Below are 22,792 nucleotides of genomic sequence, written 5' to 3' on the forward strand. Positions count from 1 at the left end.
GGTATGAAAAGCCGTCACCCGTTTGGTTGTGAGATCTTGGGGCTTGTGACGTTCAGCTCCTTCAACGATTCTCAGGGCTGTTTTGCGTTTTTTTCTCCAGTAAACAATGACGAACCCATCTCGTAGCCTTCTACATAATGATTCAACCGCTCGACGACCTCTGCTGCCGCTTCTTGTGACGGCGTGATGATCAATAAAATATCAAACCCTGCAATCGTGCCGACAATTTCTGGCAGCTCCATTTCATCAAGATAATTGGCGATCACATCGGCGCCGTTTTCAGCCGTATGAACGACAACTAAAAAGTCAATCTGCGTAATCTTTTTTAGATACTCATACATCGAAAACGCAATTCTGTCTTCTAGATCCTGCTCTTTGGATTCAAAGATCGAATAATACGGTCGGCCATTTTTGGCATACGTTTTAGCGATGTTCATTTCCCGCATGTCTCTAGAAATCGTGGCTTGGGTAGCTGAAACATTTTCTTTTTTTAATAAATTCATCAATTCTTCTTGAGACTCAATCCGATGTAGGACAAAGAGTTTTTTGATAATTGCTTGTCGCTCTTTTTTTTTCATTTACTTGATCCGCTCCTCTCAAGTCGCCTCGCTTACTGAAATAGTTGATCCGTCTCGTTCACTTCTTGAAACGCAGCTTACAAGAACAACATCGAGAAGATTAAAATGGCAAGATTGGAAATTCCGATAACCAGTAACGGTTTGCGCATAAAGCGAGTCCAAGTAGAATAGTTGACCCGCGCCAGCTCCAATCCGCCCATCACGACGCCAGAAGTTGGTGTGATCAAATTCACTAATCCGCAACCAGCAGTAAAGATCATGACCATGACGTTCGGATTGAGTCCGATGCTTTGCGCCAAGGCACCCATGATAGGGATCGATACATATGCCAGTCCTGAAGTCGATGGAATCAAGAACGATAAGAGCAGATACAAAATATAGGCGCCAATTACGAACAGGACAGGTGATAACCCTTCTAAAAGATGGGAAGCCCGATCCAAAATAAACAGATCCAAGTACGTCGTTTGCATAATGTAGGAAGCCCCCCGTGCCACAACGATGATCAAGATAACGGATAAAATGTCTTTGACCCCATCGATAAAGTTGGTCACGATTTCTTTTTCTGAGAATCCTTGAATCAATGCAATGATGATACTGACGTAGAAGAACCACATAGCCAAATCACCAAAATACCATTCACCGAAGCTATTCCCGGTCAAAAAGGCGGTCCAACCGTCAAACACATGGATATCAAAGTCGCCCCAAGGAATCAAGGAAACCACCATGATCACAAAGGATAAGCCAAAAATCGTCAAAATCAGGCGATGCTTTTGCGTAAACGCCAAGGCTTCGTTCGTGTCTTTGACAAAATGCTCTTCCATTTCTTTTTGCTCTTGCAGCGATAAGATCGTGGAGCCTTTGTCGGCTTTGACTTTTTTTGCATAAGACATCACCACAAAGATACAATACGCGGTCGTGACTAACCAAAGCAATGCGCCAACTACTAGGATCGTGCCATTATTCGGAGCAATATCAATGCTTCGTAAGGCATCCATTGCCACCCCAGTAGCGAAAGGGTTAACGGTGGAGCCGATCACACCGGCACCCGCCCCCAACATGACGGTTCCTGCTGCGACGATCGTATCAAAGCCCGATGCCACCATTGTGATTGCTAATAAGGAATAGAACGGAATCGTTTCTTCCGCCATTCCATAAGTTGAGCCACCAATTGAAAACAACACCATCAAAATCGGGATCAAAATCAACTCGTTGCCTTTGAGTTTTTTGACTAAATGCTGAATACCAGCTTCTAAAGCGCCTGTTCGTGTGACAATATTCAAAAAGCCACCCAAACAAAGAATAAACACACAGATCTCGATCGCATCACGAAATCCGTTAAAAGGCGCCATAAAGAAATCAGAAAACTTGGCACCGACGACTTGGCTGACCATCTCTTCTTGGCCTGCTGGTAATGAAGGTGCAAAGGGCTGACCAGCTAGTAGCCAAGAAGCGACCGTCAACGCAATAATGATCAGAAATAAGATACTGAACGATGTCAGCGACTTTTTTTCTTTTTGCTTTTTTTTCATCTTCGTTCCTCCTCTATTGAATCAATCTTAGGTGCAAATTGCCAACAGCTAGTCTGTCTGTGGTCAATTCGCAACATGGGAAAAATAATCTTTGTCATAAATAATGAGTTCTTTGTAACGATAATAAATCTTTCTTTTGTGCACGAGCGCCTTGATGGTTTGACTGACCGTCTCTCGCGTCGTTCCACTGTATTTAGCGATATCATTGATAAAAACTGGAAAAGGAATGCGAATCTGCTCTCCTTGTGACTGTCCGTGCTCGATCATCAAGAGACCGATCGTATTGACGACTCTTGTCTGCGCGCTAGAGGTGACACAGTACTCCACTCGGCGTCTTTGCTTCTCCAACTGCTGGCTCATTTGCTGATTCAGCCACAGCAACTGACTTGTAGATGAAACAACCAGCGGTTCAAACAGCGACATCGCTGCAAACTGCACGACAATGTCTGTTGCAGCGAATGCCGATACATCATAGTTGTCTCTTTCAAACAAGCCAATCAAAGGAAATAACTGATCAGGCCCAACAAAATCTACATAACAATAGGAATCAGTTCCGTCGGTTTTTTCGATCCGTACGAGACCTTCGATCACATGGAATATCCGATCTCTTACGTCGCCTTCATAAAAAAGCACTTGGCCTTTTTTGTACGTACGGCAGTAAATATGCTCCTTCAACCGCTGTTGATTTTCTTCTTCCAGCCATTGAAAGCTATTCGCTCTTGTTGATGGATCTTTTATTTGGTAGTCGATCATTTCTCTCACTCCAATGTTTTGGACTTGCTTTGCTACTTCGCTTATTTCCAGGTGATCTGTGTACCAGCGTCTTCAATTTCTGCCAGCTTATCTAAGGAAGTAATCACTGCCCGTTTTTCCGTGCCCATTTTGACAAAATTCAAAGCTGCTTGTACTTTCGGTAACATGCTTCCCGGTGAAAAATGCCCTTCATCGACATAGGTTTCCAATTCAGCGGCGGTCACATGATCCAACCACTGCTCATTTTCCTTGCCAAAGTTCAAAGCGATTTTTTCCACGCCCGTCAAAATGATCAGCTGATCCGCATCGACTAAACGAGCCAATTTTTCAGAAGCAAAATCTTTATCGATCACGGCTTCAACCCCCAGCCCATTATCTAACACGGGAATGCCCCCGCCGCCTGCGCAAATAACGATCGTGTTTTGTTCAATCAGCGCCTTGATGCTGGCAACTTCTTGAATCGCTTGTGGTGCTGGACTGGCAACGACTTTCCGCCAACCACGACCAGCATCTTCACGATAGATGGCATCTGTTGCCGCCATGGCTTCTTTGGCAGCTGTTTCCGTTAAGAAAGGACCGATCGGTTTGGTCGGATGGGCAAATGCTGAATCTTGGGCATCGACTGTAATTTCCGTCACCACTGTCACCACCGGCTTAGCCATTTGGGCTTCTTTCAACTGGATTCTCAGCTCATTTTGTAACCAATAGCCAATACTGCCTTGCGTCATTGCCACACAGGTATCTAAAGGCATCGCTGGGTTTTTGCTAGAATCACTGGCTTGTTGCTGCAAAACCAAATTTCCCACTTGAGGCCCATTCCCATGGGTAATGATCAAATGAACATCTTTTTGGATCAGGGGAATTAAATACTCGACGGTCTGTTTAAGCCGTTCTTTTTGCCCTTTGGCACTGGCATCATCTGCTAGGATAGCGTTGCCGCCAAGGGCGACAACGATCGTTGGTTTCTTTTCACTCATCTGCTCACTGCTCCTTCTTACACTCTAGGAATAAAGAGATCGCCTAAGGTTACTGCCATGATTGCTTTGATCGAGTGCATTCGGTTTTCCGCCTCTTCAAATTGACGGCCCCATTGACTGCGGAAAATGTCGTCTGTGATCTCCATTTCAGAAATGCCGAATTTTTCTTCGATCATTTTTCCATACGTCGTATTCGTATCATGGAACGCTGGCAAGCAGTGAAGCACGATCAAGCCATCGTCTTGTTTTCCAGTAGCCATTACCATTTCGCGGTTGATTTGGTAAGCTTTCAACAGCTTCACCCGTTCTTCAAACTGGTCTTCTTCCCCCATTGAAACCCAAACATCGGTATACAGAACATCGGCATCTTTGACGCCTTTTTGAATATCGTCTGTTACCATCAGCTGACTGCCAGATTCTTTGGCAAATTTGTTGGCATAGTCTGTCACTTCTTCAGCTGGGAAAAGTTCTTTTGGTGCACAGATGCGAACATTGACACCTAAAATCGCCCCCGTCACTAACAAACTATTCGCCATATTGTTTCGGCCATCGCCCACATAGACTAACGTAATGTTTTCTAATGTACCGAAGTTTTCTTTGATCGTCATGAAGTCAGCGATCATTTGGGTTGGATGCCATTCATCGGTTAAGCCATTCCAAACAGGAACGCCAGAGAATTTGGCTAAATCTTCAACGACTTGTTGGCTGAACCCGCGGAACTCAATGCCATCAAACATACTGCCTAAAACTCTGGCGGTATCTTCAACGGATTCTTTTTTGCCTAGCTGGATATCATTCGCACCTAAAAATTCTGGATGGGCACCAAGATCGATGGCAGCCGTCGTAAATGCCGCCCGTGTCCGAGTCGACGTTTTTTCAAATAAGAGGGCGATGTTCTTGCCTTCCAAATAGCGATGAGAAATATTTTGCTTTTTCAACTGTTTCAAATAGATGGAAAAATCAATAAGGTATTCTAACTCGGCTTTCGTAAAATCTTTTTCTGCTAAGAAGCTTCTTCCTTTAAATACTTGTTTCATTAGTAATTCCTCCTCTAGATTAAATATCTTCTCTGATAAATGGCATGCTCATGCAGCGAGGGCCCCCACGGCCGCGAACCAATTCACTGCCGGAGATTTTATGCAATTTGATGCCGGCTTCAGTTAATTTTTGATTGGTGATCGTGTTACGGTCATAGACCACGACTTCACCAGGTGCGATCGTCAAGGTATTGGAACCGTCATTCCATTGTTCCCGAGCTGCAGCGACCAAATCGTTCCCCCCACAGCGAATCAATTCCACTGCATCTAATTCTAAGTAGCGGCACAAAATGTTTTCTAACGTATCTTTTTCTTCTTTGATGGTTACGCCATCCCCGTCACGTGAGATTGAATAAACGGTCAGTTCGCCTTCAATTTCTGGATGGATCGTAAATTTGTCATAATCAACCATTGTAAATACCGTATCTAAATGCATGAATTTGCGTTCTTGACCAATATCAAAAGCTAAGACGTACTCAAAACTTGGTTCATGTTGGAACACATTACGAGCCAACTGTTCAATGGAAGTGGCATCTGTTCGTTGGGAGATCCCGATCGCTAACACTCGTTTTGACAGAACCAATTCATCGCCACCTTCAATTCGTGTTGGCTGATCACGGTCATAAAGCAAGTGCGGTGGCTGTTGTTGGAACATTGGATGATGAGCAAAAATGTATTTGCCATACAATGTTTCACGACGTCTTGTTTCTGAATACATACGATTCAAGGAAACCCCGTTACCGATCGTCGCAAACGGATCGCGAGTGAAATACAAATTCGGCATTGGATCGATCAAAAACGGATACTGGTCATCCACAGCACCAGCTAAGCTTTGACTATGGGGCAATTTCAATTCATTTTTCGCTAGACCTGCCATCGTTTTATCGATGAATTGACGGTTATCTTCAAAAGATAAGAAATAATCGGTAATTTCAGCAATGATTTCTGGGCTTTGTAACGTTGTTTCTTCTAAATATTCCTTGATAAACTGCTCTTTGATTTCTTGACTAGTTAACGCTTCTGCTGCTAAATCTTCTAAATATAACACCTCCACATTATTATTACGCAATACATCGGCAAATTGATCATGTTCAGCCCTTGCTTGTTCCAAAAAGGGAATATCATCAAATAACAAGCGATTTAAATGATCGGGCACGAGGTTTTCTAATTCTCGACCAGGGCGATGGAGCATGACTTGCTTCAAGCGGCCGATTTCTGAAAAAACATGAATAGCATTTGACATTTCTTTACATCCTCCTTTGTTTTGATTACGCCTACATAGTACAAGAATGTATGCGCTTACCAAGCGGCGTATTTCGCCTTCATTATGCAAAGCATTTGTCATTATGCAATAAAGAGTGAATATCTTCTTGCGAGCGTTTTTTTACTCGTTGTTATTTTTTTTTATGTAATATTTATTCAGCAATTTTTAAATAAGAATTTGATGAGAATGAAAAAATGATCGATTTTGTTCTTTTCTTTGATTTTGACGTCCCCGACCAATGCAGGCAAAGCTTGCGAAAGAAAAGAACTTTTTCAACCAACAGCTTTCCTTTTTCGATTAAAAAAATCCGATGGTTGCGACTAAATGTGGCTATGCTATACTTAATAAGATCGTAGGAAAAGAAAGGGGTTTGATAGGAATGACCTATTCAATCAATTGGGATCTAGAAACAATTTTTCCAGGAGGCAGTGATTCTGTTCAATTAAAAGAACGCATGAGCCAGCTGGAAGAAGAAATCAAAACTTACCGTGAAAAAGTTGACGCTTGGGCACCAAACGCTACAGACAATGCGACAAAATTAGAGGAATTAATCGAACTTTCTGGCACAATCAATCAGGGATTTTCACAATGTGGCAGCTTTATCAATGCCTTGCTTTCAGCGAATGTCAACGACAGCAAAGCCAAAATCCTGACAGGCGACCTCTACGCAAAACTGCCAGCATTGCAAGCAGCACAAACCGTTTTCTCGAAAAAATTGACAGAAATTTCTGAGGATGATTGGACCGCTTTACTTACCGCGGAAAACTTAGCACCAATCGCTTTTCGTCTAAGCGAGATTCGTCGCGACGGCAAAGAATTGTTATCTGAAGCAGAAGAAACCATCATCAACACGTTAAATTTAGATGGCTTAAATGCTTGGAGCCAACATTACGATACGATCGTTGCCTCGATCGAAATTCCTTTCCTTCAAGAAGACGGCACGACGATCAACTTGTCCGCTGGTCAAGCCTTCAATAAAATGATGGGTGATCCAGATCCAGAAGTTCGTGCACGTTTATTTGACACTTGGGAAAAGACTTGGGCAGAAAAAGAAGACCTCTTTGCAGATACCTTGAACCATTTAGACGGCTTCCGCCTTTCTACCTTCAAGCTTCACGGTGTCACTGATTACTTGAAAGAACCATTAGAATACAATCGTCTGCAAAAAGCGACATTGGATGCTATGTGGGGCACGATCCAAAAGAACAAACAGCCGATCGTTGATTTCTTGACCCGCAAAGCCCAGCTTTTCGGCAAAGAAAAAATGGAATGGCAAGATCAAGATGCGCCGATCATCCTTGGGGACATGGAAGAAAGAACCTACACCTTTGATGAAGCAGCTGACTTTATTTTGACAAACTTCCGTAAGTTCAGTCCGAAAATGGCTGACTTTGCCCAAGTTGCTTTTGAAAAAAGCTGGATCGAAGCAGAAGATCGTCCTGGCAAACGTCCTGGCGGCTATTGCACCAGCTTGCCAGAAACCAAAGAGTCACGTATATTCATGACCTACAGCAATTCAGTCAACGAAGTAGCGACGCTTGCCCATGAGTTAGGTCACGCGTTTCACAGCAGCGTTCTTTGGGAGCTACCAGAATTAAACCGCAACTATGCCATGAACGTCGCCGAAACAGCAAGTACCTTTGCTGAATTGATCGTTGCTGATGCAACCCTCAAAGAAGCGACAACGAAGGAAGAAAAAATCAATCTATTGGATGCCAAAATGCAAAATGCGATCGCGATGTTCATGAACATCCATGCACGCTTTATTTTTGAAAACAGCTTCTACCAAGCCCGTCAAAACGGCTTAGTTTCAGCGGAGCAAATCACGGAAATGATGACAGCGGCGCAAAAAGAAAGCTATGCGGATGGGTTAGCAACTTATCATCCACATTTCTGGACAGCCAAATTGCACTTCTTTATTGATGATGTGCCGTTTTACAACTTCCCTTACACCTTTGGTTACCTCTTTAGCATGGGGATCTATGCGTATGCCAATGAAAAAGGGTCTAGCTTTGAAGAAGAGTACATTGCTTTATTGCAAGATACTGCTTCAATGACGACGGAAGAACTGGCGCAAAAACACCTTGGTGTTGATTTAACAAAACCAGACTTCTGGCAAGCAGGGATCGACATGGTCCTAAAAGATGTTGCCAGCTTTATGGAATTGACTGAAGACTATATCTAAAAGAAAAAACCCTCTTCCAACACGACGCTTGGAAGAGGGTTTTTCTATCAGGCATTCAATAAAGTTAAGCCAATCGTTAAGTAGCCTGCGTACAGACACCAAATCAAATAAGGAATAAACAAGTACATTGCTTTTTTGTCGATGCGAGCAAAGAGGATCATACAAATAATCACTGATAGGACTAACAAGACAATAATGACCGTTCCTGCCCAGTAAGCATTCCAGCCAAAGAAAACGATACTCCACAAGAAGTTTAGTACTTGCTGGATCGCAAAGAAGATATAGGCATTCTTTTTAAGCGCTGGATTGACTTTGGCTACGATCAACAGATACAATGCTGTTCCCATAAAGGCATACAAAATCGTCCAAACGATCCCAATGATCCCACCAGGAGGGGCTAAAAAGGGTTTTTCCATTTGCGCATACGTTCCAGCGATGTCTCCTGCAAACAAACTCGAGATGATTCCTGTTGCTTCGATGCCGATCACACAGACCAGCCAAATCAAAAATTTCATGTTCTCCACTCCTTCTTTTTTTCATGACTCTCTCATTTCATCGTACCATCGAATCGAAAAAAAGCAGAATAGAACGCTTAAAAAAGAAACGCCCGTGTGGACGTTTCTTTCAAGATAATTATATTCAATGACAGCTACTTTGATTGTTTTTCTTCAAACTTCCGTCGTTCATTTTCCACATACTTGTATAGCGCCCCGTAGCGGCTGCGGTAGCCTTTTTTCCATGGCTTCTCTTTGCCGCAAAAATGTAACAAAACGGTATGCTCGATGACCCAATCCAAACTCCATTCCCCTAAACTGATCGTTTCATAGGTACGGTTTTTTCGTACGTCATAGTTGTAGAGCTGATCAGGGATCGCCAGCACCCGATCGCCGTACAACCCATTCAAAATGTCTTGATCTGGCAAAAAGAGGTTCAAATGATTTTTCTCAATGAACGCTGCGATCTCTGCTTCTTTGACCTCTTGCCGCAGCTGGTGCACATTCATCAGCAAAACGCCTGAATTATAGTAGCCTTCCGACTCATAATTGCGCAAACGGACTTTATTGATGACTGTTGTTACTTCTGTCAGCTTAGAATGGCTGGCGGCGGCATACAGAAAATCCCCTAACGTCAGCTCATACAAGGGGCGCAAATCATTGATGCACAAAATATCCGCATCCAGATACAGGATTTTTTCCACTTGCTGCGGCAAGTAATTTTGTGCCAATAATCGATAGTAGATCGACTCAGGGTAGCGATCACTGACTGGCGCGGTTTTAAAAATCGAGCCAGAACCGATGATGATGGGATGATAGGTCATCGCCAGCTTTTGACAAAAAGCCTCCAGCTCTGCAGCATGGCTCAATTCTTTTTCTTGTAAGACATAGACATCAAAGGATGCTGCTGTCGTATGACGTTTGATTGAATATAACGTTGTTTTTAATTGTTCACTGAATCGATCATCAATCGCAAAAAGTAGATTCATGCTCTTGTTCACTCCTCTGTTACTGGCAGCGTGCAGGTTTTTGGAAAAAAATCGATTGCTGTTGCACGCAGCTTCTGTTCTTCTAGTATACCCGATTTTTGGTCTTTCTTTCAGTGAAACACCCTTGCCAATCGAACCCTTGCTTGGCAGACGCCAAAAAAGCTGTTCCATCCATGGGATGAAACAGCAAAGGATCGCTTATAAATGATTGTGTCTTAAAAACAGATCAGCGGATCGTTGCAAAAGCTTTTGACCACAACAACAATTCATCTAGCATATCATTGACACCCGCCGCCATGTGCGCACCGGGTTTGAAGGTACTGAAACTTTCAAAATCAGTAAATAAGTTGAAGGCTGGGTTGGTCCGCACGGTGGCAACTTTTTGTTCAGCTAATACGTTGCGCAATTGTTCAGCGGCCCGAATCCCACCGCCAGAACCGTAGCTGACGATCCCAGCAGCTTTATCAAACCATTCTTCCCGAGCAGAATCTACGGCATTTTTCAAGGAAGCTGCAAAACCGTGGTTGTATTCTTGCACGATGAAGATATAGCCATCTAATTCAGAAATTTTTTTGTTCCATGCCAGGTTTGGCTCAGCTGTTCCCATAAACGGTAGATCAAATGCCTTTACATCAACGATCTCAAACTGATGCTCTGACCGTTGATTAGCAATTTCTTGAATATATGCTCCGACTTGCGGACTTACGCGTCCTTCTCTTGTACTGCCTAAAATAATACCAAATTTCATGATAGGTTCCTCCTAAGATTGTTTTCGTTTGTTTTTTTAACGATTGGCAAATGTGTCTGCCCAGTCCAATAATTCCGTCAACATGTCGTTCATTCCTGCAGTCATATGCTCGCCAGGGGTAAAGGTGGCAAAGTTTTCAAAATCAGTAAATAAGTTGAAGGCAGGATTGGTGCGCACCGTGGCTACTTTTTGTTCCGCCAAAATCAAGCGAACTTGCTCAGCGGCACGAATCCCTCCTGCCGAACCATAGCTGACGATCACTGCTGCTTTGTTGAACCATTCCTCTCGAGCGCTGTCCAACGCATTTTTCAAGGAAGCTGATATGCCATGATTGTATTCTTGTACGATGAAGAGGTAGCCGTCTAACTCAGCGATTTTTTCGTTCCACGCTTGGTTCACTTCACCTGTACCCATAAATGGCAAGTCATAGTCTTTGATATCAATGATTTCAAACGAGCGGTCGCTATGCGCGCGTGCTGTTTGTAAAACATAATTGGCTACTTGCGGACTCACGCGGCCTTCTCTCGTACTGCCAACGATGATCCCGATTTTTTGCGCTTTTTTCTTTTCAGGGGTGCGATACACCTCTTTAATTACTTCTTTTTCAATTATTTGTTCTTTTTTCCCAAATCCAAAGACCATTCTTTTGTACTCCTTTTGTTGTGGTTTCTTTAACGATGGACTCAGCATACCAAACTTACTTTTAGTAAGTCAATCATTCTGCTTACTTTTTGTTAGAAAAAAACTCTCAGCTGCTTCTTATTGACATTCGTTCGGTACCGAACTATAATCAACTCATCGATATCGTTAGGTACCGAACGATAAACCAAAAGGAGTGTACACCATGAGTACAATGACCGACCACTTAATGAAACAGCTTCGTTTTATCAGCGAAGCCAGCAATGCCTTTATGAGTCAAAACAACCAGCGCCTTTCGGGACAGCAACGTGTCCTGGCCGTTTTAAATTTAGAAGACGGCTTGGTGCAAAGTTATCTTGCAGAAGTCTTAGACCTACGGCCAAGCTCTCTAGCGGAACTATTGAAGAAAATGGAAAATAGTGGCGATATTCATCGCAAAGAAGATGCTGCTGACAAACGGATCAAACGAATCTACCTGACAGAAACTGGAAGAAAAAAAGCGGAAAAATTACTAGCACAAAAAGAAGCCACCAGCAGTCAGTCGTTTTTTGCTGGGCTCTCAGAGGAGGAACAAACCGAATTTGCTCGTCTGCTTGAAAACATCGCCGCTGGGTGGGAGACGGACTTCCAACAGCAGGCACAACGCTTTATTGACCCAATGGATCGTTTGCAAGCCATGCAAGAGATTCGGGAAGAAATGATGAAGCAATGGGACGGAAATTGGCAGGAAATGTCGAATGAGGATCGTCGAAAAATGAGGCAACAAATGAAAGATACTTGGCAAGAAATGGGCGTTGATGAGCGACGCAAAATGAAAAAACAGATCAAGGAAGCCATGCGGCAAATGCCGTTTCCTGGACATCGCGGCATGGTTGGCAATCGACCATTTGAGCCGTTTGGGCCGTTTGGGCCGTTTGATAATAGCGAGGCGAATGATCCACGGTACACATGGGTAAAAGGCAACTTTTTTGATGCCTACGGGTTTGGACAAGACCGCAAAGCAAGACCGACTTCCGCTTCTAAAGACGAAGCAGCCGAGGAGGATTGGCAGGATTTCTAATAACACCTAATTAAAAAGAAAAAGCGGTGAGCCATCTTGCTTGCTGCGGAGGAAAACGAATGGAAACAACGACACCAACAGTGAACAAAAACAAATTTAAAATGAAAGACTTTATCCACCTGATCGTCAGTGTCAATCCTAAAAAAGGCTTGTTTCTTTTAGGGATGCTCTTTAGCCTGATCACAAGTGCCGCCAGTTTGGTCGTGCCGCAGCTGACGAAAACACTGGTCGATGCCAGCGGCACCCCCACGTTCAGCACCTCCATGCTGGTCGTTTTGATCCTAGCCTTTGTGCTGCAATTAGGCGTAGGGACTTTAGGCGGCTTTCTCTTGCGCTATGTGGGAGAAAGTGCTGTGAAAACGTTGCGGGAACGTCTTTGGAAACATCTGCTGCATTTGCCAGTCAGCTATTTTGATGACCACAAGTCGGGGGAAAGCAGTTCGCGACTCGTCAATGATACGTCAGTGATCAAAGAACTAGTCACCTCGCAATTTCCCAGCTTTGTCACTGGCTTGATCCAATTGATCGGTTCGATGATCATCTTGTTTTTGATGGACTGGAAGATGGCTGCGATCATGTTCAGTGCGGTGCCTTTGATCACCTTGATCATGTGGCCACTCGGCAAGATCATGTCAAAACTGGGACGCCAGTTGCAAGCAGCGACCGCCGATTTCAATGCGGATGCCAGCGAAAAGCTCTCAGAGATCCGTTTGATCAAAGCCAGCAACGGAGAAGCCAGTGAACAAGAAAACGGTCGGCGCAACATTGGGGCAATTTTTACCCTCGGGGTCAAGGATGCGAAAGTCAGTGCGATTTTGCAGCCAATCATGACGACGGCCATGCTGGGCTTACTCGTAGGAATCCTCGGTTATGGCGCGATCCGTGTGCAAGCCGGCACCTTGACGAGCGGCGCATTGATCGCTTTTCTACTGTATCTCTTTAATATTGTTGCGCCTGTAACGACGTTTGCGATGTTCTTTTCACAAGTCCAAAAAGCGATGGGTGCTACGGAACGGATCCAAGAAATTTTGGATACGCCGCTGGAGCCGATCCAGGCAGCACCCAAAGCCGCCATCGATGGCGCAGTCTTACGAGCAGAACAAATCGATTTCAGTTACGATCCCAAACGGCCGATTTTGCAAAACATTTCTTTTGAAGCCAAACCCAACACCGTGATTGCTTTTGCAGGACCAAGCGGCGGCGGAAAATCCACGATTTTTGCTTTACTGGAACGCTTTTATGAGCCCACCAGCGGGCGCTTGCTGATTGGAGATCAGCCGATAGCTGACATTGATCTGAAAAACTGGCGGGCACAGATCGGCTATGTTTCCCAAGACAGTGCGGTCTTTGCTGGTACGATTCGGGAAAACTTGCAATACGGATTGGGCCGGACGCTGTCAGAGGAGGAATTGTGGCAAGGACTGGCGTTGGCTTATGCCGATCAGTTCGTCCAAGAGTTCCCCGAAAAACTAGAAACACAAATCGGTGAACGCGGCGTCAAACTATCTGGTGGTCAAAAACAACGGATCGCCATCGCTCGAGCATTCTTGCGGGATCCCAAGCTGCTGATGCTGGATGAAGCGACTGCCAGCCTAGATTCTCAGTCAGAAGAAAAAGTCCAGCGGGCGTTGGATCATCTGATGGAAGGACGTACGACATTAGTGATCGCTCATCGCTTATCGACCATCGTGGATGCCGACCAAATCTACTTTATAGAAAAAGGCACCATTACCGGTCAAGGTACCCATGCACAATTGATCAACAACCACCCGCTTTATGCTGCCTATGTCAATGAACAAATGATCAACTAATCGAAAAAACTGCTTATTGACGGATAAGCAGTTTTTTTCTATTAACCAACGGCTGAATGTTGCTTCTCTTCACGCGTCCCAGGCACTTGATTTACTCGCTGCAATTCTTTCAACACCTGATTTTCTGCCCGCAAAAAATCCCGTTCGCTTTGGGCAGTAGCAAGTTTTCCTTGATAAACTAAGACTTCTTCTTGGTAGGTTTTGGCGGTCTTTTGGACTTCTTCTTCTAACTGATCGATTTTATGGGTCAATTCTTGATTGATCTGTTCATATTTAAGGTAAAGCTTCTGGGCATTTTCGATATTCGTTTGTTCCAAATTCGCTTTGCTGGATACTCGGGTAGCCAAATAAGTAAGTACACCAGTAATGAGTGACGGCAAGACAACTGTTACGATCGATGTATCCATGATCCTCCCCCATTCTTTCGATACGATTCATATCATCTGTTTCCAGTATAAAAGATACGATTCGTATCGTCAACTGATGTGATATTTTTTATATCAAATAATACAAAAATAGATACAAATTATATCTAACGTGCTATACTACAAAAAAGGAGGCGATCACTCATGCTTGGCGAACGGCTAAGAACACTCAGACTACGAACCAATCAAACCCAACAGCAGATCGCAGATCAGCTGGGAATCACCCGCGCAGCGTATTCTCATTTCGAAAATGATCGTAACGAACCCGATGGCGAGACCATCGTCAAACTCGCGGAGATTTTTCAAGTATCCACCGATTTTTTATTAGGCAGACAAGTCCCGGCAGGCTTTACGCAGCCCTCTGCAAAAGTTCAAACCGTTGCGGCCCATATTGATGATGACGTCACCGATGAGCAGATGGAAGATATCCTCAGCTATATTGAATTTATAAAACAGCGGCACGCCCAAAAGGAATGATGGAAATGGATAAAGTAGAAGAACTGATGGCCGCCTACCCAGACTTGCACTTTATTTTCGATAAAAATATGCCTGATGGTCAGCAAGGATTGTACATCGATCACCATATTTACTTGAACCCTGACCAGTCACAAGAAGACCTCTTGAGCACCATCGGTGAAGAAATCGGTCATTATCTGACCAGTGCTGGCGACATTACCGCCCAAGATACCAACGAAAAACGCAAACAAGAACGCAAAGCCCGCGACATTGGTTCTGCGATCGTGGTCACGCCCTATGATATCATCGCTTGTTTTGAAGAAGGATGCAAAACATTGGCGGCATGCGCTGATTTTTTAGGGGTTCCCCCACAAACCTTCAAAGACGCGGTCACCTATTATGCCCGACGTTTTGACGGTATCAAAACCGAAGAAAATTATACCTTGTTTTTTCATATCGACGGCACGATTGAAGTTGTCAAAACCTTTGGCAATCAAGGCTAAGCCTTTTTCACACAAAAACAGACGTTCCTTTTCTGCTGCTAAAGGCAGCGTTGACGGAACGTCTGTTTTTTATCCTTGCATGTTGACCCGCATCAATACACGGTTCGGTCGATAGTTTTCTGAGGATTGATGAACCAATGCACCTTCCTCAAAACGATACAAATTGTATCCATAGCGTTCTTCAAAACGGACCATCCCATCGCCTTCATCTTCCCCGACAAACGACATACTTGCCACAGTATAGTAAGGAATCCCTGCGATCGTTCCCGTAAACGCATGATGGGTATGTCCACTGAGAATACAAGAGATTTGATACTGCTGCAATAATGCCACCAAACGATTGGCACCGGCCCATGCCGGCGTGCTTGCTTGGTCGGGCAACAAATGATGGTGCGTCACAAAAACGATCTTTTTCTCTTTGAGCTGCGCCAGCGTGGCTTGCAGCCATTCAAACTGTCGCTCATCTACGATACCGTCGGCATAGCCATAGCAGGAATTATCGAAAGTCACGATCGCCAATGTCTCCGTTTCATAGACTTGATTAAAAGGTGTATCACTGGCGGTTTCTACTGACTTGCCTTGCCAGCCTTGCCGAAAATGCCGTTTGATATCATGATTACCTAGCGTTACTACGATGGGCACTGAGCCAAAGGCTTTTTCTAAATATTGCTTCAAAGAGGCATAATCGGCAGGCGCGCCATCTTCGGTCAAATCGCCGCTGATCACCACCAAATCGATCGCTGCTCGCGCCTTGGCATCTTGGATACACTCTTCAAGAGGAATCAAAGGATTTTGCATGGCTGCCAGCATTCCTTGATACCCTTCTTCACAAGGCAGGTAACTTTCTCGAAAATGGATATCTGATATATGCAATACATTCATAGGTTTATCTCAATTTCTTTCTGATGATTCCAGTCAACTGGTCTAATAAGAAGACGGTCACAACGACGCCCAACAAAATAATACTTACCTTGCTCCAGGTTCTGGTTTGAATAGCAAAAATCAATGGTGCACCGATCCCGCCAGCACCGACTAACCCTAACGTTGCCGCACTGCGGACCGCAATTTCAAAATGATTCAGTGCAAAGGAACTATAGATAGGTGCTAAGTAAGGGACCCGCACGAAAAACATCGTCTGCCAAAAGTTGGCACCGACGGCTTGCATCTCTTCCGTCAAGCGCTCATCCATGGCTTCCATTTCTTCGGTAAACAACTTGCCCAGCATACCGATCTGGTGGACACCGATCGCCATAACTCCAGCAAAAGGTCCTGGACCTACCACACGGACAAAAATAATCGCATAAACCAGCTCGGGAAATGCCCGCAAGATATTGCAGATCATTTTGCCGATTTTTGCGACCCAGGGTGTCGAGGTCCATAGGTTGGCGGCACTCAGCAAGGTCACTGGAATCGCGTAGACTGTTGCGATCATCGTTCCTAGACAAGCGATCCCGATCGTCAGTAACAACAAGCTCCACAGATCTTCCCCACTGCCGTCATAAAAGAAGGACCAGTCTGGCTGACTCAGCCCTTGCAAGACATCTCTTCCCATCGCTAAGGAAAAGGTGCTTAATCCAGAATAATCCAGCGTCGCAGCGGATAAAACTAGTAAAACAGCAAAGAGTCCCCATAACAGCCAAGTCGTTTTCTTCACTTCTCTGATCATCATAGGAAAGACCTCCTTACCCGCTCACTGAGAAAATCAACGATCGCTACCGTCAGCAAAATCGTCAAGATAATGATCGAGACCCGCTCATAATTCAACAATGCCAATGAGGCGTTCAAGATGACCCCGATCCCGCCGGCACCCACATACCCTAACACCGTCGAAGCTCGAACATTGACTTCAAAGGCATAAAAAGTATAGCTGGCAAACTGGCTGATGACTTGGGGAATGATCGCCCAAACGGTCACTTGAAATTTATTCGCTCCTACCGCTGCTGCTGCTTCGATCGGCGCAAAATCAATGGTTTCGATCGCTTGGAACATCAGCTGTGAAACCATACCAAAGGTAAAGACCGCGATGGTCAAAACACCAGTGGCTTCACCGATTCCAAAAATCGCTACGAACAATGCCGCCAACAATAGATTGGGGATCGTCCGCACCAGACCTAAGAGAAAACGCATCGGCACCGAGACCCAACGGCTTTCTGTCACGACTGTTGTCGCCAACAGACTCACCGGTATCGCTGCGACTACTCCTAAAACGGTGCCTAAAAAGGACATCTGCAATGTCTTGATCAAGGGCATCATCAGTTGCGGTAGATAACTAAAATCTGGGTGCAAAAAGCGAGCCATGAAAGCCGTCATCTGGCTGCGATTCGACCACACTTGTGCAAAATCAGCCCCTGTGATCCAGGCACTGCTTTGAAAAAAGAGCAGCAATAAAAGAACCAGCAGCAGGTGCTTGTACCAATTAAAATGAACTGTTTCTTTCAGTTTCATCGATTTCTCCTGCCTTTTCTTCAAAAATTGCTTTGCCATAGATTTGTTCTAAACGCTGATCTGTCAAAGCGTCTGCGTTGCCGTCAAAAACGATCGCACCTGCTTTTAAGGCAATGATCCTTGTCGCATACTGACGAGCCAAGGGTATCGAATGCAGATTGATGACAATCGTTTTGCCCATTTCTTGATTGATCTTCTTCAGATCCTCCATCACTTTCTCTGTCGTGATGGGATCTAGTGATGCCACAGGTTCATCTGCTAAAATCACCGGCGCTTGTTGGACCAAGGCACGGGCGATGGATACCCGCTGCTGTTGCCCACCACTCAACTGGTCGCTTCTCGTTTGCAGTTTGTCTGACAATCCGACCGTCGCTAGCGCTTCTTTCGTTCTTTCGTAGTCTTCTTTCGTAAACAACCCTAAAATACTTTTCCAGGTCCCGTAATATCCCAAACGCCCAGACAAAACATTTTTTTGAACGGTACTGCGTTTGACCAAATTGAAGCTTTGCGAGATCAATCCGATTTGTCGACGAATCAAGCGCAATTCTTTTTTATTGGCTTTCGTGACTGATTTGCCGTCTACCCGGATATCTCCTTCAGTGATTGGCACTAAGCGATTGATCGAGCGTAAAAAGGTACTCTTACCAGCACCACTCAAGCCAATGATGGCCACAAATTCACCTTGCTCAATCGTTACATCTATGTTCTGTAATCCTTTGACCCCATTTGGGTAGACTTTGGATACATTCTCAAAAGTTATCATCTGTTTTCTCCATTATGTAGGGACCGCGGCAAAGTTTCCCCAATCGGTCACGGTCTATTTCACTAAAAAATGCACTGGTAATGCGTATTCCACCTATTCCCCTAGTAAATCGCTGCACATCTCCGTGTCCCGTTATCCTTCTACCGCAATCCCTGATTTTTTACTCTGCTGCTCGTTGTGTATAATCGCGAATGGTATCGTAAGCAGAATCTGCTGCTTCTTCATACCCTTGGTGTCCCCACAAGCTCATTGCTTCGGCACCCTCTTCATCATCTGCCATGTTCAAGAACACTTCTTTGATCTGCTCTTTTAGTTCAGCATCCATTGATGGTTGGACGGCAATGGCGTCATTTGGAATATCCCCTTCAGTCAAGTAAAGGACTTTTAGGTCTTTGAATAAGTCGTTGTCTGGAAAGCTTGACGCAAAGACATTTCGTGCCCCTTGGAACACAAAGGCGGCATCCATCTGACCATTCAAGACTGCAGTGATCTCACTTGGAATATCATTCACCGTCGTTAATGTAGCATCCGTCGTTGGATCAACTCCTGCATCTTTCAACTCGGCAACTGGGTAAATATAGCCGCTGGCAGAGTTTGGACTCAATGTGGCGATTTTTTTCCCTTTTAAGTCCGTCAATTCTGTCATGTCGCTATCCGCACGGACCAAGATTTCCCCTTTGAAGGTATTGGTTTTTTCCCCTTCTAATGGCAAGCCCGTCTCTGGATCATAAGCACCTAATTGAGAAGTCAAAATCGCTTCAGCTGCATCCATATCTTTGGCTTGAACATAAGCGGCTGGCGGCATGATCCCTAAATCAACTTGTCCAGAAGCCATCGCTTCTACGATCGTCGAATAATCCGTTGCTAACGTTACTTCTACTTCACGGTCTAATTTTTTTGATAAATACTCAGCAAACGGTTTTGCTTTGGCTTGCATCGAGCCGTCATTATTGGTCGGTACGAATTGTACCACCAGCTTTTCTTTTTCGGCTGCGGCACTGCTGTCGCTGCTGCTGCTCCCATTCCCACAGCCGGTCAATGCGGCAACTAACGCAATTCCTAACATTCCTTTAACAATTCGTTTCAATGGCATTTTTTCTCCTCCTAATGGTTTGAAGCTTTCTTACATTCAAATCATACCAAGTATCCCGTCAAAATGAAGTGACACATGTCCTATTTTACCTTATTTTTACATACAATTTACATTAGATTTTATTTATCGTTCGTGTTGAGTCAAAAGGGGAACTAAGCTATACTTAAAGAAAACCATTCAGGAGTGGCTGATTTCCATGAAAAAAATCGATGATACCGCACGCCTCAGTAATTACATTGACACATACGATCTGCAATCTTATATGGACAATGATTTGTTAGCGATGGCCACTTTGCATTCCTTTGAAAAAGAAGAGCACCTGATTCGAACGGGTACGCCTTCTGAATACTTGTATTTTCTCGTAGAAGGAACCGTGATGGTCTATTCCTTCTCTTCGGATACCCAAACGATTTGTATTGATTACGCCAAGCCAGCTGCACCTTTAGGAGAAGCTTCCTCTTTATGGGAACTCTTGCCGAAAAGCAGTGTCAAAGCCGCTTCTGCTTGCGTCTGTGTCTGCATCCCTTTGAATCGCTACCGCAACACCTTGCAACAAGACGTCCGCTTTTTGCAAACCATCTGTCAGTTGCTCAGTTCCCGCTTGAATTCGGGGATCAACTTAGCGAATTCATTGACGGAACCTGTAGAGACACGGTTGGCCAAATTTATTCTTGCGCATCAAGAAAATCAACACTTTTCCTTTCAGTTGACCACCTGTGCCGCGATCTTGAATGTCAGCTATCGCCACCTGCTGCGAACCTTTACCAGCTTTCGTGAAGACAAGCTGATCGAAAAACAAAAACAAGGCTATGCGATTCTCGATTTCCCCGCTTTAGAGTCGCTTGCCGAAAATTTAAGCCATGTGTAAGGAGCAGTCTCCAAGAATGTTCGGGTTTTCCCTGAGTAGGCGTTCCTGCTGTTGGTCTTGCCCTTAACTAGCGTTGTGACAAGCATTTGCCACCGAAGAAGGCAAGCGAGAAGGGCAACTGCGCCTTATTTTCTTACAAAAAACCCGATCCTTGCTGATATTCAGTCGAGGATCGGGTTTCTTTTGCTTATTTTACGATGGCTAAGAAGTCTTCTCCTTGGAAGACATCGGTTTGATTCATATCCATCACATCTAAATATTGCGGGGTGTTCGTCACAACGATCGGTGTGATCGTGGATAAGCCAGCTGCTTTGATCGTATCTAGATCAAACTTCACTAACAAATCGCCGCGTTTGACTTGGTCGTCTTGTTTAACAAAGACCTCAAAGCCTTTGCCGTCTAGTTCCACAGTATCCATACCAATATGCATCAGAACTTCGGCTCCATCCGTGGTGGTCAAACCAACGGCATGGCCAGTAGGAAAGAGCGTCGTGATGGTGCCATCTGCTGGCGCATATAAAGCCCCGACAGTTGGTTCGATAGCGATACCTTTTCCTAATGCACCAGAAGAAAAGACTTGGTCTTTGACTTCTGCTAAGGGAACCACTTTGCCTTCTAACGGACTGCTGAGGATCACACGTTCTTTAGACGAACTATCTGTGGGTGCTGCTGGCTCTTTCGCTGGTGTTACACTGGCATCGGTTGCTGGCTGATCTTCAAAACGTAAGAAGAAGGTCAAGACAAACGCGGCGCCAAAAGCGATAGCCGTGCCGATCGAAGCTGCGATCAGACCACTTAGATCTTTCGTATCTTGTGGGATAAAGGACGGTAGACTTAGTAAGCTGACTAACCCAAAGGTATAGTTTTCGACTTGGCTGAAGCCGATGAAGGCTCCCCCGATGGCACCACTGATACACGCGGCGATAAATGGTTTTTTCAGAGGTAAGGTCACCCCGTACACCGTCGGTTCTGTGATCCCAAAAATTGAGGTGATCGTTGAAGAAAGGGCCAACCCTTTCAATTTCACATTTTTTGTCATAAAGAACACTGCTAGCGCTGCACCCCCTTGAGAAAGGACAGCTGGCAACAGCATCGGCACCATGGTATCGACACCGGTTTGACTGAGATTCAACATCATGATCGGTACAAAGCCCCAGTGCATGCCAAACATCACAAAGACTTGCCATAAACCACCCATGACAGCCCCAGCGATCAGTGGGCTAAAGTGGTAAATGCTGTCGTAAGCACTACCTAACAAGTTTCCTAAAATCGTTCCTAGTGGACCGACGACAATAAAGGTCAATGGCGCCATAATCAAGAAGACCGCTAAAGGTACACAGATGATCTGTAAGAAGCTAGGAATGACTTTTTTAAAGAAACGCTCCACATAGCTTTGTAAAAAGACCGCTAAAATAATCGGAATGACGGAAGACGTATAAGCACTCGCACCAATAATGACCGGAAGGCCTAAGAAACTCAAAGTTTGTCCAGCCAAAGCGGTAATGTCTGGATGAACCAACGCCATCGCTAAGGAAACCGCTAGAAATTCATTGGTGCGAAACTTTTTCGCTGCAGTAAAAGCCAACATCACTGGTAAATAGGTAAATAACCCATCAGCAATCGCATACAATACGGTGTAGACCCCAGAATCAGCTGCTAACCAATTCAAGGTTACTGCCAGCGTCAAGAATCCTTTTAAGACCCCGGCACCTGCCATTGCGCCTAAAAATGGCGTAAAAATCGACGAAATAATATCCACCAGTTGATTCAAGAGGTTGCCTTTGTCGCCTTTGCTGTCTGCTTCGCCATCAAAGTTCGCTACTCCATTCAATTCACGGTAAACGTCGCTGACATGACTGCCGATCACCACTTGGTATTGACCGCCGCTTTGAACGACTTGGATCACATCGTCGTCTTGATTCAAGCGTGCCGTATCCGCTTTGTTCTCATCTTTTAATTTGAAACGCAAGCGGGTCGCACAATGCACCACGCTGTTGACATTTTCTTTGCCGCCCACCGCATCAAGGACGCGAACGGCAATTTCTTTATTTGAACTCATTTTTTCAACACTCCTTTTTTTTATAAAAAAACCCAGATTGAAAAAACGACCGTCTAACGAGTTTTTTCCTCGCTGACTGTTGTCTTTTCAATCTGGGTATTGCCTGCCTGACAGTA

General features: G+C 44.7%; 23 protein-coding genes. 6 read left to right on the top strand and 17 right to left on the bottom strand.

Features of this window, described 5'->3' with window-relative positions:
• Nucleotides 1-71: 71 nt before the first annotated feature.
• The 6 genes from IGJ25_RS00110 to arcA all read right to left on the bottom strand — a co-directional run bounded on the left by IGJ25_RS00110 (nucleotide 72) and on the right by arcA (nucleotide 6,117).
• On the bottom strand, nucleotides 72-578 hold the full coding sequence (locus IGJ25_RS00110) for an arginine repressor (protein WP_005230706.1): 507 nt from the start codon (nucleotides 576-578) through the stop codon (nucleotides 72-74).
• A 77-nt stretch (nucleotides 579-655) separates the two neighbouring features.
• Nucleotides 656-2,107, bottom strand: a complete 1,452-nt coding sequence (locus tag IGJ25_RS00115) for a YfcC family protein (RefSeq protein ID WP_225001156.1) — start codon at nucleotides 2,105-2,107, stop codon at nucleotides 656-658.
• Nucleotides 2,108-2,170: 63 nt separating this feature from the next.
• Nucleotides 2,171-2,860 carry a Crp/Fnr family transcriptional regulator gene (locus tag IGJ25_RS00120; protein WP_005230704.1) on the bottom strand — a complete coding sequence of 230 codons (690 nt, stop codon included), beginning with the start codon at nucleotides 2,858-2,860 and terminating at the stop codon, nucleotides 2,171-2,173.
• A gap of 41 nt (nucleotides 2,861-2,901) precedes the next feature.
• Nucleotides 2,902-3,837 carry a carbamate kinase gene (gene arcC / locus IGJ25_RS00125; protein ID WP_010748981.1) on the bottom strand — a complete coding sequence of 312 codons (936 nt, stop codon included), beginning with the start codon at nucleotides 3,835-3,837 and terminating at the stop codon, nucleotides 2,902-2,904.
• Nucleotides 3,838-3,854: 17 nt separating this feature from the next.
• Complete coding sequence (gene argF, locus IGJ25_RS00130) at nucleotides 3,855-4,874, bottom strand: ornithine carbamoyltransferase (protein ID WP_010748982.1); 1,020 nt, start codon at nucleotides 4,872-4,874, stop codon at nucleotides 3,855-3,857.
• Between the two features lie 19 nt (nucleotides 4,875-4,893).
• Nucleotides 4,894-6,117 (bottom strand): arginine deiminase, encoded by a 1,224-nt coding sequence (gene arcA, locus IGJ25_RS00135; protein WP_010748983.1) that lies wholly within the window; start codon nucleotides 6,115-6,117, stop codon nucleotides 4,894-4,896.
• Between the two features lie 400 nt (nucleotides 6,118-6,517).
• Here arcA and IGJ25_RS00140 point away from each other — a divergent pair, with 400 nt between their 5' ends.
• Nucleotides 6,518-8,323, top strand: coding sequence for a M3 family oligoendopeptidase (locus IGJ25_RS00140; RefSeq protein WP_081116426.1), 1,806 nt, complete (start codon nucleotides 6,518-6,520; stop codon nucleotides 8,321-8,323).
• Between the two features lie 47 nt (nucleotides 8,324-8,370).
• On the opposite strand, the gene IGJ25_RS00145 is transcribed toward IGJ25_RS00140, so the two are convergent.
• From IGJ25_RS00145 to IGJ25_RS00160, 4 genes are all read right to left on the bottom strand, one after another.
• Nucleotides 8,371-8,838: a TspO/MBR family protein gene (locus tag IGJ25_RS00145; RefSeq protein WP_010748985.1), complete on the bottom strand. Its 468-nt coding sequence runs from the start codon at nucleotides 8,836-8,838 to the stop codon at nucleotides 8,371-8,373.
• 134 nt (nucleotides 8,839-8,972) lie between these two features.
• Nucleotides 8,973-9,806 (bottom strand): glycosyltransferase family 8 protein, encoded by an 834-nt coding sequence (locus tag IGJ25_RS00150; RefSeq protein ID WP_010748986.1) that lies wholly within the window; start codon nucleotides 9,804-9,806, stop codon nucleotides 8,973-8,975.
• Between the two features lie 226 nt (nucleotides 9,807-10,032).
• Nucleotides 10,033-10,554 carry an NADPH-dependent FMN reductase gene (locus IGJ25_RS00155; protein WP_010748987.1) on the bottom strand — a complete coding sequence of 174 codons (522 nt, stop codon included), beginning with the start codon at nucleotides 10,552-10,554 and terminating at the stop codon, nucleotides 10,033-10,035.
• A gap of 36 nt (nucleotides 10,555-10,590) precedes the next feature.
• A complete protein-coding gene (locus IGJ25_RS00160) occupies nucleotides 10,591-11,196 on the bottom strand; it encodes an NADPH-dependent FMN reductase (RefSeq protein WP_438779029.1) in 606 nt (201 codons plus the stop codon).
• Nucleotides 11,197-11,398: 202 nt separating this feature from the next.
• On the opposite strand from IGJ25_RS00160, the gene IGJ25_RS00165 reads away from it, so the two are divergent.
• Together IGJ25_RS00165 and IGJ25_RS00170 are read left to right on the top strand one after the other, a co-directional pair.
• Nucleotides 11,399-12,253 (top strand): MarR family transcriptional regulator, encoded by an 855-nt coding sequence (locus IGJ25_RS00165; protein WP_081116427.1) that lies wholly within the window; start codon nucleotides 11,399-11,401, stop codon nucleotides 12,251-12,253.
• A 59-nt stretch (nucleotides 12,254-12,312) separates the two neighbouring features.
• Nucleotides 12,313-14,064 carry an ABC transporter ATP-binding protein gene (locus IGJ25_RS00170; protein ID WP_438779031.1) on the top strand — a complete coding sequence of 584 codons (1,752 nt, stop codon included), beginning with the start codon at nucleotides 12,313-12,315 and terminating at the stop codon, nucleotides 14,062-14,064.
• 41 nt (nucleotides 14,065-14,105) lie between these two features.
• On the opposite strand, the gene IGJ25_RS00175 is transcribed toward IGJ25_RS00170, so the two are convergent.
• Nucleotides 14,106-14,471, bottom strand: coding sequence for a hypothetical protein (locus tag IGJ25_RS00175; RefSeq protein WP_081116429.1), 366 nt, complete (start codon nucleotides 14,469-14,471; stop codon nucleotides 14,106-14,108).
• Nucleotides 14,472-14,633: 162 nt separating this feature from the next.
• On the opposite strand from IGJ25_RS00175, the gene IGJ25_RS00180 reads away from it, so the two are divergent.
• Together IGJ25_RS00180 and IGJ25_RS00185 are read left to right on the top strand one after the other, a co-directional pair.
• The gene (locus tag IGJ25_RS00180) at nucleotides 14,634-14,966 is read left to right on the top strand and encodes a helix-turn-helix domain-containing protein (RefSeq protein WP_015510522.1); all 333 of its coding nucleotides are present in this window, start codon (nucleotides 14,634-14,636) and stop codon (nucleotides 14,964-14,966) included.
• Nucleotides 14,967-14,971: 5 nt separating this feature from the next.
• On the top strand, nucleotides 14,972-15,448 hold the full coding sequence (locus IGJ25_RS00185; RefSeq protein ID WP_034858679.1) for an ImmA/IrrE family metallo-endopeptidase: 477 nt from the start codon (nucleotides 14,972-14,974) through the stop codon (nucleotides 15,446-15,448).
• A 69-nt stretch (nucleotides 15,449-15,517) separates the two neighbouring features.
• Here the strand turns inward: IGJ25_RS00185 and IGJ25_RS00190 are convergent, their stop codons facing one another.
• The 5 genes from IGJ25_RS00190 to IGJ25_RS00210 form a co-directional block, all read right to left on the bottom strand.
• Nucleotides 15,518-16,330 carry a metallophosphoesterase family protein gene (locus tag IGJ25_RS00190; RefSeq protein WP_010748973.1) on the bottom strand — a complete coding sequence of 271 codons (813 nt, stop codon included), beginning with the start codon at nucleotides 16,328-16,330 and terminating at the stop codon, nucleotides 15,518-15,520.
• A 4-nt stretch (nucleotides 16,331-16,334) separates the two neighbouring features.
• Complete coding sequence (phnE, locus tag IGJ25_RS00195) at nucleotides 16,335-17,117, bottom strand: phosphonate ABC transporter, permease protein PhnE (RefSeq protein WP_225001153.1); 783 nt, start codon at nucleotides 17,115-17,117, stop codon at nucleotides 16,335-16,337.
• Nucleotides 17,114-17,893 carry a phosphonate ABC transporter, permease protein PhnE gene (phnE, locus tag IGJ25_RS00200; protein WP_010748971.1) on the bottom strand — a complete coding sequence of 260 codons (780 nt, stop codon included), beginning with the start codon at nucleotides 17,891-17,893 and terminating at the stop codon, nucleotides 17,114-17,116. The genes phnE (IGJ25_RS00195) and phnE (IGJ25_RS00200) overlap by 4 nt, the downstream gene beginning before the upstream one ends.
• On the bottom strand, nucleotides 17,865-18,656 hold the full coding sequence (gene phnC, locus IGJ25_RS00205; protein ID WP_081116432.1) for a phosphonate ABC transporter ATP-binding protein: 792 nt from the start codon (nucleotides 18,654-18,656) through the stop codon (nucleotides 17,865-17,867). The genes phnE (IGJ25_RS00200) and phnC overlap by 29 nt, the downstream gene beginning before the upstream one ends.
• A gap of 160 nt (nucleotides 18,657-18,816) precedes the next feature.
• Nucleotides 18,817-19,749: a phosphate/phosphite/phosphonate ABC transporter substrate-binding protein gene (locus IGJ25_RS00210; protein ID WP_005230658.1), complete on the bottom strand. Its 933-nt coding sequence runs from the start codon at nucleotides 19,747-19,749 to the stop codon at nucleotides 18,817-18,819.
• A 196-nt stretch (nucleotides 19,750-19,945) separates the two neighbouring features.
• Here IGJ25_RS00210 and IGJ25_RS00215 point away from each other — a divergent pair, with 196 nt between their 5' ends.
• Entirely contained in the window at nucleotides 19,946-20,617 is a 672-nt protein-coding gene (locus tag IGJ25_RS00215) for a cyclic nucleotide-binding domain-containing protein (protein ID WP_005230657.1), read from the top strand.
• Between the two features lie 187 nt (nucleotides 20,618-20,804).
• Here IGJ25_RS00215 and IGJ25_RS00220 read toward each other — a convergent pair whose 3' ends face one another.
• Nucleotides 20,805-22,676, bottom strand: coding sequence for a beta-glucoside-specific PTS transporter subunit IIABC (locus tag IGJ25_RS00220; RefSeq protein ID WP_081116433.1), 1,872 nt, complete (start codon nucleotides 22,674-22,676; stop codon nucleotides 20,805-20,807).
• Nucleotides 22,677-22,792: the final 116 nt, after the last annotated feature.

The sequence above is a fragment of the Enterococcus sp. DIV0240d genome (assembly GCF_051711245.1).
Lineage (GTDB): Bacteria > Bacillota > Bacilli > Lactobacillales > Enterococcaceae > Enterococcus_D > Enterococcus_D casseliflavus.

What these genes read in the sequence shown, in the direction of transcription:
- IGJ25_RS00110 (WP_005230706.1), bottom strand. Translation starts at nt 578, where the DNA reads ATGAAAAAAAAAGAGCGACAAGCAATTATCAAAAAACTCTTTGTCCTA.
- IGJ25_RS00115 (WP_225001156.1), bottom strand. Translation starts at nt 2,107, where the DNA reads ATGAAAAAAAAGCAAAAAGAAAAAAAGTCGCTGACATCGTTCAGTATC.
- IGJ25_RS00120 (WP_005230704.1), bottom strand. Translation starts at nt 2,860, where the DNA reads ATGATCGACTACCAAATAAAAGATCCATCAACAAGAGCGAATAGCTTT.
- arcC (WP_010748981.1), bottom strand. Translation starts at nt 3,837, where the DNA reads ATGAGTGAAAAGAAACCAACGATCGTTGTCGCCCTTGGCGGCAACGCT.
- argF (WP_010748982.1), bottom strand. Translation starts at nt 4,874, where the DNA reads ATGAAACAAGTATTTAAAGGAAGAAGCTTCTTAGCAGAAAAAGATTTT.
- arcA (WP_010748983.1), bottom strand. Translation starts at nt 6,117, where the DNA reads ATGTCAAATGCTATTCATGTTTTTTCAGAAATCGGCCGCTTGAAGCAA.
- IGJ25_RS00140 (WP_081116426.1), top strand. Translation starts at nt 6,518, where the DNA reads ATGACCTATTCAATCAATTGGGATCTAGAAACAATTTTTCCAGGAGGC.
- IGJ25_RS00145 (WP_010748985.1), bottom strand. Translation starts at nt 8,838, where the DNA reads ATGAAATTTTTGATTTGGCTGGTCTGTGTGATCGGCATCGAAGCAACA.
- IGJ25_RS00150 (WP_010748986.1), bottom strand. Translation starts at nt 9,806, where the DNA reads ATGAATCTACTTTTTGCGATTGATGATCGATTCAGTGAACAATTAAAA.
- IGJ25_RS00155 (WP_010748987.1), bottom strand. Translation starts at nt 10,554, where the DNA reads ATGAAATTTGGTATTATTTTAGGCAGTACAAGAGAAGGACGCGTAAGT.
- IGJ25_RS00160 (WP_438779029.1), bottom strand. Translation starts at nt 11,196, where the DNA reads ATGGTCTTTGGATTTGGGAAAAAAGAACAAATAATTGAAAAAGAAGTA.
- IGJ25_RS00165 (WP_081116427.1), top strand. Translation starts at nt 11,399, where the DNA reads ATGAGTACAATGACCGACCACTTAATGAAACAGCTTCGTTTTATCAGC.
- IGJ25_RS00170 (WP_438779031.1), top strand. Translation starts at nt 12,313, where the DNA reads ATGGAAACAACGACACCAACAGTGAACAAAAACAAATTTAAAATGAAA.
- IGJ25_RS00175 (WP_081116429.1), bottom strand. Translation starts at nt 14,471, where the DNA reads ATGGATACATCGATCGTAACAGTTGTCTTGCCGTCACTCATTACTGGT.
- IGJ25_RS00180 (WP_015510522.1), top strand. Translation starts at nt 14,634, where the DNA reads ATGCTTGGCGAACGGCTAAGAACACTCAGACTACGAACCAATCAAACC.
- IGJ25_RS00185 (WP_034858679.1), top strand. Translation starts at nt 14,972, where the DNA reads ATGGATAAAGTAGAAGAACTGATGGCCGCCTACCCAGACTTGCACTTT.
- IGJ25_RS00190 (WP_010748973.1), bottom strand. Translation starts at nt 16,330, where the DNA reads ATGAATGTATTGCATATATCAGATATCCATTTTCGAGAAAGTTACCTG.
- phnE (WP_225001153.1), bottom strand. Translation starts at nt 17,117, where the DNA reads ATGATGATCAGAGAAGTGAAGAAAACGACTTGGCTGTTATGGGGACTC.
- phnE (WP_010748971.1), bottom strand. Translation starts at nt 17,893, where the DNA reads ATGAAACTGAAAGAAACAGTTCATTTTAATTGGTACAAGCACCTGCTG.
- phnC (WP_081116432.1), bottom strand. Translation starts at nt 18,656, where the DNA reads ATGATAACTTTTGAGAATGTATCCAAAGTCTACCCAAATGGGGTCAAA.
- IGJ25_RS00210 (WP_005230658.1), bottom strand. Translation starts at nt 19,749, where the DNA reads ATGCCATTGAAACGAATTGTTAAAGGAATGTTAGGAATTGCGTTAGTT.
- IGJ25_RS00215 (WP_005230657.1), top strand. Translation starts at nt 19,946, where the DNA reads ATGAAAAAAATCGATGATACCGCACGCCTCAGTAATTACATTGACACA.
- IGJ25_RS00220 (WP_081116433.1), bottom strand. Translation starts at nt 22,676, where the DNA reads ATGAGTTCAAATAAAGAAATTGCCGTTCGCGTCCTTGATGCGGTGGGC.